General features: G+C 74.2%; 12 protein-coding genes. 4 read left to right on the top strand and 8 right to left on the bottom strand.

The window, feature by feature from the left end; translation table 11 throughout:
• The 3 genes from OMK64_RS12630 to OMK64_RS12620 all read right to left on the bottom strand — a co-directional run.
• The coding region (locus OMK64_RS12630) for a hypothetical protein (protein ID WP_272728729.1) at positions 1 to 1,068 on the bottom strand (1,068 nt) is incomplete at its 3' end.
• A 371-nt stretch (positions 1,069 to 1,439) separates the two neighbouring features.
• Positions 1,440 to 1,712, bottom strand: coding sequence for a hypothetical protein (locus OMK64_RS12625; protein ID WP_272728728.1), 273 nt, complete (start codon positions 1,710 to 1,712; stop codon positions 1,440 to 1,442).
• Complete coding sequence (locus tag OMK64_RS12620) at positions 1,709 to 1,915, bottom strand: helix-turn-helix transcriptional regulator (protein WP_272728727.1); 207 nt, start codon at positions 1,913 to 1,915, stop codon at positions 1,709 to 1,711. Before OMK64_RS12620 ends, OMK64_RS12625 begins: the two co-directional genes overlap by 4 nt.
• Before the next feature lie 95 nt (positions 1,916 to 2,010).
• Between OMK64_RS12620 and OMK64_RS12615 the strand changes: the two genes are divergently transcribed.
• Positions 2,011 to 2,478: a helix-turn-helix domain-containing protein gene (locus tag OMK64_RS12615; RefSeq protein ID WP_272728726.1), complete on the top strand. Its 468-nt coding sequence runs from the start codon at positions 2,011 to 2,013 to the stop codon at positions 2,476 to 2,478.
• Positions 2,462 to 3,700, top strand: a complete 1,239-nt coding sequence (locus tag OMK64_RS20680) for a tyrosine-type recombinase/integrase (protein ID WP_272728725.1) — start codon at positions 2,462 to 2,464, stop codon at positions 3,698 to 3,700. The genes OMK64_RS12615 and OMK64_RS20680 overlap by 17 nt, the downstream gene beginning before the upstream one ends.
• 175 nt (positions 3,701 to 3,875) lie before the next feature.
• On the opposite strand, the gene OMK64_RS12605 is transcribed toward OMK64_RS20680, so the two are convergent.
• The 3 genes from OMK64_RS12605 to OMK64_RS12595 all read right to left on the bottom strand — a co-directional run bounded on the left by OMK64_RS12605 (position 3,876) and on the right by OMK64_RS12595 (position 6,933).
• Positions 3,876 to 4,367 carry a cupin domain-containing protein gene (locus OMK64_RS12605; protein WP_272728724.1) on the bottom strand — a complete coding sequence of 164 codons (492 nt, stop codon included), beginning with the start codon at positions 4,365 to 4,367 and terminating at the stop codon, positions 3,876 to 3,878.
• A gap of 135 nt (positions 4,368 to 4,502) precedes the next feature.
• Positions 4,503 to 4,919, bottom strand: coding sequence for an ester cyclase (locus OMK64_RS12600; protein WP_272728723.1), 417 nt, complete (start codon positions 4,917 to 4,919; stop codon positions 4,503 to 4,505).
• A gap of 196 nt (positions 4,920 to 5,115) precedes the next feature.
• Positions 5,116 to 6,933: a family 43 glycosylhydrolase gene (locus OMK64_RS12595; RefSeq protein WP_272728722.1), complete on the bottom strand. Its 1,818-nt coding sequence runs from the start codon at positions 6,931 to 6,933 to the stop codon at positions 5,116 to 5,118.
• A 452-nt stretch (positions 6,934 to 7,385) separates the two neighbouring features.
• On the opposite strand from OMK64_RS12595, the gene OMK64_RS12590 reads away from it, so the two are divergent.
• A complete protein-coding gene (locus OMK64_RS12590; protein ID WP_272728721.1) occupies positions 7,386 to 7,619 on the top strand; it encodes a hypothetical protein in 234 nt (77 codons plus the stop codon).
• Positions 7,620 to 7,628: 9 nt separating this feature from the next.
• Here OMK64_RS12590 and OMK64_RS12585 read toward each other — a convergent pair whose 3' ends face one another.
• Together OMK64_RS12585 and OMK64_RS12580 are read right to left on the bottom strand one after the other, a co-directional pair.
• Entirely contained in the window at positions 7,629 to 9,521 is a 1,893-nt protein-coding gene (locus tag OMK64_RS12585; protein ID WP_272728720.1) for an ATP-binding SpoIIE family protein phosphatase, read from the bottom strand.
• 109 nt (positions 9,522 to 9,630) lie between these two features.
• Positions 9,631 to 10,599 (bottom strand): ANTAR domain-containing protein, encoded by a 969-nt coding sequence (locus OMK64_RS12580; protein WP_272728719.1) that lies wholly within the window; start codon positions 10,597 to 10,599, stop codon positions 9,631 to 9,633.
• A 282-nt stretch (positions 10,600 to 10,881) separates the two neighbouring features.
• On the opposite strand from OMK64_RS12580, the gene OMK64_RS12575 reads away from it, so the two are divergent.
• Positions 10,882 to 12,432 (top strand): DUF4153 domain-containing protein, encoded by a 1,551-nt coding sequence (locus OMK64_RS12575; protein ID WP_272728718.1) that lies wholly within the window; start codon positions 10,882 to 10,884, stop codon positions 12,430 to 12,432.
• Positions 12,433 to 12,467 lie beyond the last annotated feature (35 nt).

The following is a 12,467-nucleotide window of genomic DNA, read 5'->3' as shown; positions in this document are numbered from 1 at the left end:
CCCGGCCAGGTGCCAGTCCTCGGCCGTCACGTCCAGGCGGGTGTCGGCCAGGGCGAGGGCGGCGGCGACCTTCAACCGGGCTAGCAGGGCGTGCCCGTCCAGGGCGTCACTGGCGCCGCGCATCTGGGCGGCGCGGGCGTCGCGGATGGTGTCGCACGCCTCGGCGCAGACGTCCATGCGTTGGCGGGTGCGGCCGTCGATGCGGGGCAGGGTGATGGTCAGCCGGTAGTCCTCGGGCAGGGACGTGGGCCGGTCGGGCAGGGTCGGGTCGGTCGCGGTGACCCACACGAACCGTTGCGGGGTGCCGCCGTCGGTCTCGTTCAGGAGGGCACCGGCGCGGCCGGGCTGGACACCGACGACCAGGACGAGGCGGTAGGCGTGCGCGGGGACGGTGAGGCGCTTGTCGGGGTCGGCGTAGCCGAACCCGAGGCGTTCCCCGGACCAGGCCTGGCGTAGTTCCCCGGACAGGGTGGCGCCCTGGCGGGAGGACAAGGCGCCGAGGGTGTCCACCTCCTGGGTCTCGAACAGGACGTTGGTTTGGTACACGTATTGGTCGGTGTGCCCGTCGCGGGCCTTGGTGCGGCGCACGTAGGCGCGGGCGATGCCCTCCCCCGACCCCAGGGGCCACCGGTCGAACCCGCGGCCACCGACGATGCGCACCCGGGCGTCGGCGACGGCACCGGCGCCGCCCTTGCCCGCCCCGGACGCCCCGACGACGGCGACGTACAGGTTGAGGGAGGCGTCGGCGACGACGATGGGCGGCAGGACGAGGGTCGGCGGGACCGCGGCGAGTACCCGCGCGAGGATGACGCCCAGGAGCGCCGACGGGGCGGTCATCGTGGCGTACGCCAGGGCACGCACCTCGGCCAGGAGGGGCCGGGTTGACCACCAGTCGCCCGGGTCGGGCGCCGGTGCCTCGTGCTGAGTCGCGGTGCGTTCCTCGCGGACCACGGGGACGGCGCGCAGGTTGCGGGCGAGGGCGGGGTCGTTCGTGCCGTTGCGGCGTTGCGCGAGGATCGCGCGGGCGGCGGGCGTCCCTGGCTCAGCAACCGGCGGCCAGTCCGTCACTGGGGCACCCCCGTCCCGGGGACGGGTCCGCACGCGAGGCGGGGGCAGTTCAGGCAGGCCGCCCAGAGGCAGCTCGGCGCCGCCGGGTGGGCATCTCGGTGGTCCTCGAGGCCCCTCTGGTTCTCCCCGCCGGGCAGCGGCACCCGGTGCTCGACCTCCAGGAGGCGGTCCAGGGCGAGGGCCGCCTGCCGCCGTTCCCAGGCGGCCCGTCGGTCCGCGGCGGTCCGCAGAGGCCGGTCAGGGGCCGTGGTGCGGCGGGCGTGACTTAGTGGGCTCCACTTCGTACGGTCGTTGTTGGACGGGTCGGCCACTTCGTCCTCCTGACGCCCTCCGCCGTGCGAGGCGGGGGGCGTCTCACGTCCGGTCATGGGTCACCACCCCGGCCCGTGGACGACCCCGCCGGGACCGACCCCGCCGCCCTCCACCGCGTCGGCCCCGGCGCGGGCGGCGAGAACGTGCTCGGCGAGGAACCCATTTCCCTCGGCCTCGTCGCCGAGCGCGTCGTCCTCGTCGTCGTGGCGTACGTCAGGAATCGGCACGTCGAGCTCGGCGCGGTGGTGGTGCAGGAGGGCGGCGAGGGCCAGGGACGCGGTGTCGGTGAACTCCACCCGCCGGGCGTCCGACGCGCCCAGGAAGGGGCTCACCCGACGGCCCGCTCGGTGTGGTCCTCCAGCCACTGGACGACCGCCGACCGCCGGTAGAGGACCTGCCGACCGGCCTTCACGTACGGGGGGCCTTGCCGCCGGTAGCGCCACACGCGCAACGTCTCTGGCGAGCACCTGAGCAGGGGCGCGACCTCGGCTGTCCTCAGCAGGGGGTCGTCGCCGATCCATGTCACTTCGTTCATTGAAGTGCCTCCACACGCGTGAGAGAAGTGCGTTTCCCAAGCATGCGCGGGCGCGTCCGTTACGTGCAACCCTTCACGGGCGTTACATTGCTTCCATGAGAGAAGCGCCGCTAGGTAACCCGACTCTCGGGAAGACGATCGCCGCGTTCCGCGAGGCGCGCGGCTGGACACAGGTTGACCTCGTGACGCGGTACAACCGCGCCGCTTCCGAGCGCTGGCACCCGTCCACCATTGCCAAGGTCGAGACGGGCGCCCGACGGGTGCTCTTCGACGAGGTCGTGACGTTGGCGAAGGTGCTGGGCGCGCCCCTGTCTGACCTGGCTGAGGCGATGGAGGGCGACGATGGGCGCGCCCAGGCGGCCGCCCGGGTGCGGTTCCGTTCGCTGGCCCTGGAGGCGGCCGACCGCGTTCACGACCTCGGCGTGGCGGCCGAGCTCCTACTGAAGGCATGGGAGGCGGCCGGGCGGCCGGACTTCCCGGACGAGGTATACGGCGCGTTCCAGGAGAACTGGTCGGACATCGCGCGGTTTGAGGAGGTGACCGACCGTGGGGCACGTGCTTGACCGGTGGCACACCACACGAGCCGGGGAGAAGGTCCGCAGCCCGCGTTATGGCAAGGGCAAGCGCTGGCAGGCCCGATGGGAGGACCCCACCACGCGCCGGGAACGGACGGCCGCGTTCGAGAGGAAGCCGGACGCCGAGCGCCACGTCGTGGCGATGGAATCCGCCAAGGCACGCGGCGTCTACATCGACCCCGCGGCGGGGCGCATCACCGTGGCACAGTTTGCGGCGCAGTGGCAGGCGGCCCAGCCCTACGGTCCGTCATCCGCGACCCAGCGGGACGTGCACCTGCGGCGCCACATCTTGCCGACCCTCGGCCACCAGCCTCTGGCCGCCGTCACCCCGAGCATGGTCAAGGCGTGGTTGCGCGGGCTCACCGGGTCCGAGGCGTCAAAGCGCCAGCAGTTGAAGACGCTCAACCAGATGCTCGGCGCCGCAGTGGACGACGGCGTCATCCCTCGCAACCCCGCGGCGGCCCGCTCGGTCACCAAGCCAAAGGCGGTCCCCCAGGACGTCGTTCCGTGGACGACCGAGCAGGCCGACGCGGTGGCGGACGCGCTGCCTGAGCGGTACCGGGTGCTGGTCACCCTCGCGTGGGGTCTCGGCCTGCGGTCGGGAGAACTGTTCGGGCTGGCCGTGGAGGACGTGGACTTTCTTCGGCACACCGTGACCGTGCGTCGCCAGGTCCGCCTGGACAACGCGCGTCAGGTGTTGGCGCTCCCCAAGTTCGAGCACGTCCGACAGGTGCCGCTGCCGACGACCGTGGCCGACGAGTTGGCCGCCTACCTCCAGCGCTACCCCGCCCGGGAGGTGACCCTCCCGTGGGCCTCGCGCGAGGCAGCCCAGGACGGCAAGCCTCACACCGTCCGACTAGTCGTCACGACCCGTGAGGGCGGCGCGCTCAACCGCAACTACGTCTCGGCCAAGGTCTGGCGCCCCGCCCTCGCCGCGGCGGGCCTTGCGACAACCCGCGGCAACGGCATGCACGCCCTGCGGCACACGTACGCGAGCGTTCTCCTGGACGGGGGCCTGTCCATCCGCGCGGTGGCCGAGTACCTGGGCCACACCGACCCCGCGTTCACACTCCGCGTGTACTCGCATCTCATGCCGACCGCTGAGGGCTCGGCACGGTCCGCCGTCGACGCTGCCCTCGCCTCGCGCAAGAGGCTGCCTGACCAGCGACTGACCGGGACGTCTGGTCCGGTCCGTTCTCGCAGTTCATAACGCCTGCGAGGCCGAGGTCGGTCATTACTTCGACGTGTGATCGTCCCGGCCCCTGGCTGCTCCCAGGGGCCGGTGACTCGCAGTACCGGCACCCCCGTCGCCCGCGTGGCGGCGGGGGTGCCGTGCGTCCGCCCTCGGGCGGCGCAGCGGCACGTCGCGACCCCGCACCGAGCGCTCAGCTGCACGCGGGAGCGGGCTCGTCGATGCGCGCCTGCGTCGCGGACGTCGGGTAGATCCGCGTGATCGACAGGACGGCGGGCACGTCCCCCTCATTCCGCACGAGGTGCGGCCCCACCTCGGTGAACGACTCGCCCACGCCGAACTCCTCCGTCACGCACCTCCCGCGCTTCGTCACCGTCTGACGCTCGACCGTCCCCGACGTGACGACGGCCACGACGATGCCCGGGTGCGAGTGCCATCCGGAGAACTGGCCGGGCTGGTAGGTGAGGTCGAACGTCGAGACCGTCGTGGGCACCGCGGCGGTCAGCGCGACGCGGTCCTGCGCAGCGACGAACAGGTGCCGGTCGGTGCCGTCGAGCACGCCGGTCGACGCGCCGCTCGCGGTGGGCGGTGGCACCGAGGGCGGGGTCGCGCTCGCCGACGAGACGTAGACGCCGCAGAGCAGCACGGTCGCGAGGGCAGCGACGGTCAGCTTCTTGCCGTTCATGGGGATCCTCCGTCGGTGTGGTCGGCCGGGAGGTGGCGTGTCGAGCGGCGGGCGCCGCGCGTGCGTCGTCGTCCCCCGCTGGTCCTGGGTGTCCCGGTACTCCGTGCGCTCGCCGCTCGACGGCGGCGGCACGACCTAGGCCCCCGCGCCCACCTGGGCGAGGAAGGCGGGGATCTCGACGTAGACGCGGCCCTCGACGATCGCCCCGTCCCGGACGTCGTACACGACGGCGAGCGGGATCCGCACCTGCTTGCCCGTCGCCGCGACCCCGGCGAACTCGCCGGTGTGGCGGCCGACGACGAACCCCTCGAAGACGGCCGTGCCGTCGTCTACGACGAGCCGGGTCCGCTCGGCCGTGGCGTCGAACGCCTGGTGGTAGAAGAAGTCGAGCAGCCCCTGGACGCCCTCCGGCGTCCGGTACTCGTCCCCCGTCGCCATCAGCCGGAAGACCACGTCGGGCGCCATCGCGCTCGTGTCGCCGTGGTCGGAGTCGAGATAGCGCTGCACGACCTGCCGCGTCCGCGCGGCGCCCGGGTGCCCGTCCTCGGACATGTCCGCCCCCTTTCCCGGAGCCGATGTCCAGGACGCTACTCGCGCCGGCCCACCCGGCGACAGGCCTCCGAGCGGTCGGTGGTCCGCGTCCGCTGATGTGGCGGTCGACGCCGCGAGCCCGGCCTCGACCAGGGACGAGACAGCCCGGAGGGCGGCGGACCGGACCGCCGCCCTCCGGGCCTCGTCGTGCGGCGGGTCAGGAGCGCGACCACTGCATGCTCGTCGCGGAGCTGCACGTCCGCTGCTCCAGCGCGGCGCCCGCGGTCGTCGAGCCGTTGACCACGTTCAGGCACTTGCCGCTGTTGAGGTTGACGAGCTGGCTGTAGCCGTCGCCGCTCGAGCGCCAGGTGAAGACCTGGTTGCTCCGGTCGTGGCACGTGTACTGGATGACCGCCGCGCCGTCGGCCGTCGACGCGCCGCTCACGTCGAGGCACTTGCCGCTGTGCACGCTCTGCAGCCGCACGTTGCCGCTGCCCGCGTCGACGAAGCGCCACTGCTGCCACGCCACGCCGGTGCTGGGCCACTGCCCGACGACCGCGAGGTCGGCGAGACTCCCCTGCTGCACGTCGACGACCTGCCCGCTGTTCCGGTTCGTCACCCGGTACGCCGTCGGCGTGGGCGTCGTGCCTCCGCTGAACTGCCACCAGTCGACGTTGAACAGGTTGCCGCTGCCGCCCGCGAACCGCAGGTACAGGTCGCGCGTCCCGGTCGCGCCGGTGACCGGGCAGGTGGTGGTCGCCCAGCTCTGCCACCCGCCTGTGCCGCCGACGGTGCAGGTCCCGACGAGCGGTCCGCCCGTGCCGTCCAGCCGCACCTCGATGCGCCCGCCGCTCGTGGCGGACGCGACCCGCGCGGAGAAGGAGGTCGCTCCTGTGCCGAACGCGACGCCCTTGACCTTGACGTAGTCGCCGTTCTCGATCCACCCGACGTTCATCCCGCCCTCGCTCGAGGGTTCCGTCTCGATCCCGGATCCCCAGGCGATCGTCTCGGCCTCCTGCCGCACGTACGGGTCGAGGGTGCCGATCTGGGGTGCGCCCGCGGTCGTCATGGTGATCGTCGGGATGCTGCCGTCGGCGCCGTAGGTGAACTTCTCGACCGCGACGGAGCGGGTGTAGCCGCCGCCGCCCGGCAGTGCGCCGTTGTGGTAGAAGAAGTACGAGCCGCCTCGGTAGTCGATGACGCCGGCGTGGTTCGTGAAGCTGGTGCCCTGCGTCGGCATGACCGTCCCGCGGTAGGTCCACGGGCCGGTCGGACCGGGCGCGGTCGAGTAGCCGATGAACTCGGAGCAGCAGCGGGCCGCGAACACGTTGTAGTAGGTCCCGCCGCGCTTGTAGACCCAGGGCCCTTCCTCGAAGAGGGTCGGCCGGTTCGGGTCGCCCGTCCGGGTGCCGAAGCCGGCGGTCGTGAGCGGGATCTGGGTCGGGCTGCCCGAGTACGAGATCATGTCCGCGTTGAGCCGGACGTACCAGAGGCGGGGGTTGCCCCAGTAGAGGTACGCCTGGCCCCCGTCGTCGATCAGCACGGTGGGGTCGATCTCGCCGTTGCCGACGAGCGGGCGGCCGATCGCGTCGCGGAACGGCCCGGTCGGGCTGTCGGCGACGCCGACCCCGATGACGCGCTGCCCCGTCGAACGCTGCCGCACCGGCACGTACCAGTAGAACTTCCCGTTGCGCGCGACGACCTGACCGGCCCACGCGTCGGCGTCGGCCCAGGCGAACGTCGCGAGCGACATCGGCGAGCCGTGGTCCGTCCAGTTGACCATGTCGGTCGACGAGAAGACGCGCCAGTCGCGCATCGTGAAGTACGACGAGCCGTCCTCGTCGTGCCCGGTGTAGAGGTAGACGCGGCCGTCGTGCACCAGGGGTGCGGGGTCGGCGGTGTAGATGTGCTGGACGATCGGGTTGTCCGCCTGCGCCGGGGCAGGGAGCAGCGTCACGGCGCCGACCGCCGCGGCGAGGAACGCGATGGCCGACCGGAGCCGCCTCCGGTGCGGGCTGGCTGATGGCTGCTTCACCATGTCTCCTCGGGTGTCACGAGCGGTGCGCTGTCGCGGACCGGCACCGGTCGGCGCCGCTGCGTCCGTCGCGGCCGGCGGCCGCGTGGACGGGGTGCGCCACGTCGGGCGGTGCGGTCGGTCCTCGGGCGGGAGGCCGCTACCCGCCGGGTGCCCGGCTCGCGGTCGTCGCCCTCGTCGCGCACCGGGATGTCCGGCTCAGGGCCTCCTCGCCTTGCGCGACGGCTGGATGTTATCGCTCACATCTCGCCGTAATCGTTTTGCCGCTCGCACACCCTCGGGTCGGGACCTGACCGCCGGCGCACGCGCGACCACCGCGCCGCCGAGCACGCAGATCCCGGCGATCGGGCGGTCGCGAGGCGGTCGGGGACCGGACGAATTCCGCGGATCGCCGGATGTCGTGGTTTTCTGAGAGGTGCACGTCCCCGCACCATGCACCACCGGAGGACCCCGTGAGCCACTCATCACCGGCGACGATGCCGGGCGCGACACCCGTCATCGACGAGCAGGCGCGCCTGCGCTGCCCCCGCTGCAGCTCCCCGTCGATCGCCGTCACGTCGACGGACACGGACCCGAACGTGTCGTGGACCAACCACACGGTCACGTGCGAGAGCTGCCGTGCGACGTCGCAGCTGGCCGTCGTGTCGACGTTCGGCCAGGTCGTCATCCGGTGGCTCAACGACTGAGCCACCGCCTCACCGGGTGGTGACGGGCGTGCCGACGACGGCGAGCGTCTGCGCCGCGGCGCTGCCACCGTGCACCACGACCTCGACGTGCGGCGCGCCAGGGTCGGCACCGCGCACGTAGCGCTCGATCGCCCGGACCGCCGCGCTGCCCAGGAACGTGGTCGGCGCGATCTCGACGGTCACGGGGACGACGCCGCCGCGAGACCGCGACCGGACCTCCGCGTCGACGAGTGCAGCGGCCGCCTCGGTGTCGAGCACACCGCCCACCCGGATCACCCCGTCGTCCTGGACGTCGATCTGCGGACCGCCCGTCAGGACGGCGGTGGGTCCGATCACGGGCGACCCGACGGGGGCACGCCGGCGCGCATCGAGCTCGAACTCGACCCGCGTCCCGGTCTCCCCCGTGTCCACCGACAGCCGCACACCGCTCGACGTGACCATGCTCAGCCCGCGGCCACGGTCGCCGGGGTCGGGAGCGGGCGCCTGCCACGCGCCGTCGTCCGAGACGCCGAGGGTGACGGTGGTGCGGCGCAGCCGCGCGTCGACACGGATCCGCCCTCCGGTCGTCCCGGCGTACGCGTGCTCGATGCTGTTCGCGGCGGCCTCGCTCGCGGCCAGCACGAGCGCGGCGCGCTCGCGCGGCTCCAGCCCGACGGTCCGCGCCCACGCGTCCACCTCGCCACGCACGTCGGCGAGCCTCGCGGCGTCGGCCGGCACGTCGAGCGCGAGGTCCGGCGGGGCGGCCCGCCGCGCGACCGCGAGGACCGTGACGTCGTCCACGAAGCCCTCGTCGAGCGCCCAGGGCACGTGCAGGCAGAGCCGCTCGGCGACGGTCCGCCCGGCGTAGCGGCCGATGACGGCCCCGCGGACGGCGTGCTCGGCGGCGTCGACGACCTGCTGCATGCGCTCGTCGAGAGGCCGGCCGACGAGCTCGACGAGACCGTCGGTGAACAGCAGCAGCGCCTCGTCCTCGGCGAGCCGGGCGGTCCGGACCTCGCTCCCGCCGTCGATGCCGAGCGGCCCGCCGCCCGTGGTGGGCAGCCAGCGCGAGCGCGTCGGACCCACGACCAGCGGAGCAGGGTGCCCCCGCGTCGCGTACTCGAGGGCGCCGGTCTTCGGGTCGAGCAGCACGACGCACACCGACGTCGCGAACGCGCTGGTGGCGACGCGCGCGTACCGGTCCAGTGACGCGAGCGCGTCGACGACGGCAGCCCCGTCGAGCAGGCGCGACGCCAGGATCGCGCGCATCTGGCTCATGGCCGCGGACGCCGCGACACCGTGGCCCACGACGTCGCCCACGGTGAGCGAGACGCGCCCGTCGGGGGTGACCGCCGCGTCGAACCAGTCCCCTCCCGCAGCCTGCTCGCGCCCGGCGACGAGATAGGTCGCCGCGACGTCGACCCGCGGCAGGATCGGCACCGACGACGGCAGAAGAGCACCCTGCAGGGCGATGATGACGTCGCGCGCGACCTCGTAGCTCTCCTCGACGCCCGCGACGCGCGCTTCCTCGGCCAGCCGCTGCTCGACGGCGGCGCTCACGTCCTCGGCCATCACGATCATGCCCTGGTACTCGCCGTCGTCGTCGAGCCAGGGCGCGAGGGAGAGCCGCACCCAGACGTCACGGTGCTGGTCCCCGACCTCCAGCAGCACCTCCTCGGGCGCGAGCCCGCGGCGCGTGCGCAGCGCCTGCTCGAGCCGCGGCATCATGCGCCGGCCGACGACGTCCGTGAGGGTCTCAACAGCCGGTCGTCCGAGGACCTGCCCGACACCGAAGTCCCGCGCGGTGCGGTTGGCGGCCACGACCACGCCGTCCTCGCGGATCGCCGCGACCGCGACGGGCATCCCGTCGAACGCCTGGAGCGTGGCCTCGACGGCGAGCGGGGGCCGCGAGGGGTCCGTCATGGACCCAGGGTCGCACCGATCGGCTCCCCGCACCGATCGGTCGCGTCGGCGCGGCGACCGCACCGGTCGGCGGCGCGGCGCGGCGCGGCGACGACCCCGGTCGGGTCGGTCAGCTGAGCGCGCCGACGGCACCGGCGGGGTCGACGACGGCGACCTCGAGCCCGTGCCCGGACGCGAGGAGCAGCGAGCTGTCCGGCCCGACGAGCACGCGCAGGGTCGTCCCCTGCGTGCGGGCGCGACGGTCGAGCGACGCCAGGACCGACACGCCGGCCGAGCCGACGTGCGTCGCCTCGCGGAGGTCGACCACGAGCCGCCCTGCGTTCCGGGCCGCGCCGGACGCGGCCGCGATCGCGGCGGACAGGACGCCCGCCGTCGCGAGGTCGACGGGTCCGCGGGCGGCCACGACGGGCACGCCGCCGACGACGCGGGAGGAGACCGTGAGGCCGTTGCTGGGGTGCGCCGCGGGGGTCGGGGAGCTCTCTCCGCCGAGCGACTGGAAGAACAGCTCGTCGAGCCGCGCGCGCGACGTGGGCGCGAGCCCGCCGGCCCCCTCGACCGCGGCGACGAGCCGCTCGGCCAGCGCGAGGAGCCGCACGTTGCGCTGCTGCGAGCTCCACCGCAGCAGCTCGAATGCCGCGTCGCCGTCGATGCCGTAGACGAGCATGAGGATGCCCTTGGCCTGGTCGATGACCGCGTGGGACTCGAGCGCCTGGTTGAGCTGCGCGTTGACCGCGCTCGCGACCGTCGCGCGCTGGCTCGCGCTGACGTCGACGAGGAAGCCGCTGACGGCGGACCCGTCGCGTCCGCCGCTGAGGGTGACCGCGCGCTCGGTGCCCGCGAGGTCGACGAGGACGTAGTGCTCGCCGACGGGGGTCCCGTCGCGCTCGCACGCCTCGAGAGCGGCGGCCACGCGGTCGCGGTGGTCGGCGTGGACGTGGCGCAGGAACAGGTCGCGGGTGGGCACGACCTCGCCCGCCTCCATGCCGTGGATCTCGAACATCTCGTCGGACCATCGCCACCGGTCGTCGCCGGAGGAGAACCGGTACTGGCCGACCTGAGCCTCTGCCTGGCTGTGCACGGCGCCTCCATGCGGCCGCAGCGGCCGCCGACAAGTGCTCCGAGCTGACTTCCCAACCCGCTCCGGCGGACGGTGTGCCGCCGTCCCACCGGTCGAGGGTAGTGCGCAGGCGTCGTGCTCGCGCGCCGGGAGAGGTCGGGCCGACCCGCCACCGCCCGGGTGCGCCACGCGGGTCGCGGTGAAGGCGCAGGTGGGAACCTCCACAGCCTCGCACGGGACGTGCACGACCCCTCCGCCCCGACGGCGTCCGCGCGGACGGGTCCCGGTCCTAGCGTGACGCACATGACCGGCACAGCCGCCTCCCAGACTCCCGCTGCGGTCCCCCCGCACGCCCGCCCGGTCCCCCTGGGCCCGCTGCTCGGGCCGCCCCCGCCGCCCGGCCCGTTCGGGCGGGCGGTCGCCGCGTTCCGGTGGGACGGCCGCGGTGCCGCTCCGCTTCCGACGCTGGCGCTCGCGACCGGTGTCGGCGCCGCCTCCGCCGTCATGGTCGTCGGTCATCAGCCCGGGCTCGGCGTGGCGCTGGCCGGCGTCCTGGTCGGAGCCGCGGTCGCGCCCGTGCTCGTGCGGCGACGCTCGGTGACGGACGCCGCGCTCGCGCTCGTGTCGGTCGCGCTCGTCGCGGTCGTCGCGGTCCGGGACGCACCGTGGGTGGTCGCGCTCTGCCTCCTGACCGCGACGTGGACCGCCGCGGCCGCGCTGACAGGGGCGCGCGCGACCCTAGCCGTCGTCGCGGCGCCGCTGAGCTGGGGCGTCGGGGTGGCGCGTGCGCTGCCCTGGCTGCGCCACGGGGTGGGCGCCACGATCGGGGCGCGGCGCAGGCAGGCGCTCCGCGTCGGTCGTGCCGTGGCGCTCGCGGCGGTCGTCGTCGTGACGTTCGGTGCGCTGTTCGCGAGCGCCGACCGGGTGTTCGCGAGCCTGCTCCCCCGGTTCGACCTCGGGCACCTGCCCGGCCAGGTGGTCGTGGTGATCCTGGTGGCGGTCGCGGTGGCGACGAACGCCCAGCTCGCGACGCATCCGCCGGCGTGGTCGACGCTGCGCACCGGGTCCGGACGTCCGGCGGCGCTCACCGAGTGGGCGATCCCGGTCGTCGCGCTCGACGTCCTGGTCGTCGCGTTCGTGACGGTGCAGGCGACCGCCCTCGCCGGCGGGCACCGGCACGTGCTCGAGACCGCCGGCCTGACGTACGCGCAGTACGCGCGCCAGGGGTTCGCGCAGCTCGTCGCGGCGACGGCGCTCACGCTCGTCGTCGTCGCCGTCGCGGCGCGACACGCGCCGCGCTCCACGTCGCGCGAGCGGGGGGCGGTCCGCGTGGCGCTCGGGGTGCTCGGCGTCGGCACGCTCGGCGTCGTGGCGTCGGCGCTGCTCCGGATGGACCTGTACGTCGAGGCGTTCGGGCTCACGCGCCTGCGGCTGTGGGTCGCGCTCGCGGAGGGCGTCATGGGCGTCGTGCTGCTGCTCGTGCTCGTGGCCGGCGTCCGGTGGCGGGCCGGGTGGCTCCCGTCGGCCGCGCTGGGGGTCGTCGGGGCGGCGCTGCTCGTCCTCGCGGCCGTCGACCCCGACGCGCTCGTCGTGCGGCACAACACGAGCGCGGACCTCGACGTCCCCCTCGACGTGCGCTACCTGCAGGGGCTCTCGGCGGACGCGGTCCCGGCCGTCGACGCGCTCGACGAGCCGTTGCGGTCGTGCGTGCTCGACGGGATGGCGGTGCGCGACGCCGAGGGCGGCTTCGGGTGGAACCTGGGCCGCGCCCGGGCGGCCGACGTCGGGGCCTCGCACGCGGTGCCGACCTCGTGGCCGCCCGCGTCGTGCGACGACCTGGACGTCCGGTGGTGAGCGCCGGCAGCGTCCTGACGTGCCGAACCGCTCGT

The organism is Cellulomonas fimi, assembly GCF_028527925.1.
Lineage (GTDB): Bacteria > Actinomycetota > Actinomycetes > Actinomycetales > Cellulomonadaceae > Cellulomonas > Cellulomonas fimi_C.
The sequence above is the reverse complement of the archived record's forward strand: the minus strand, read 5'-3'. Positions and strand labels throughout refer to the sequence as shown.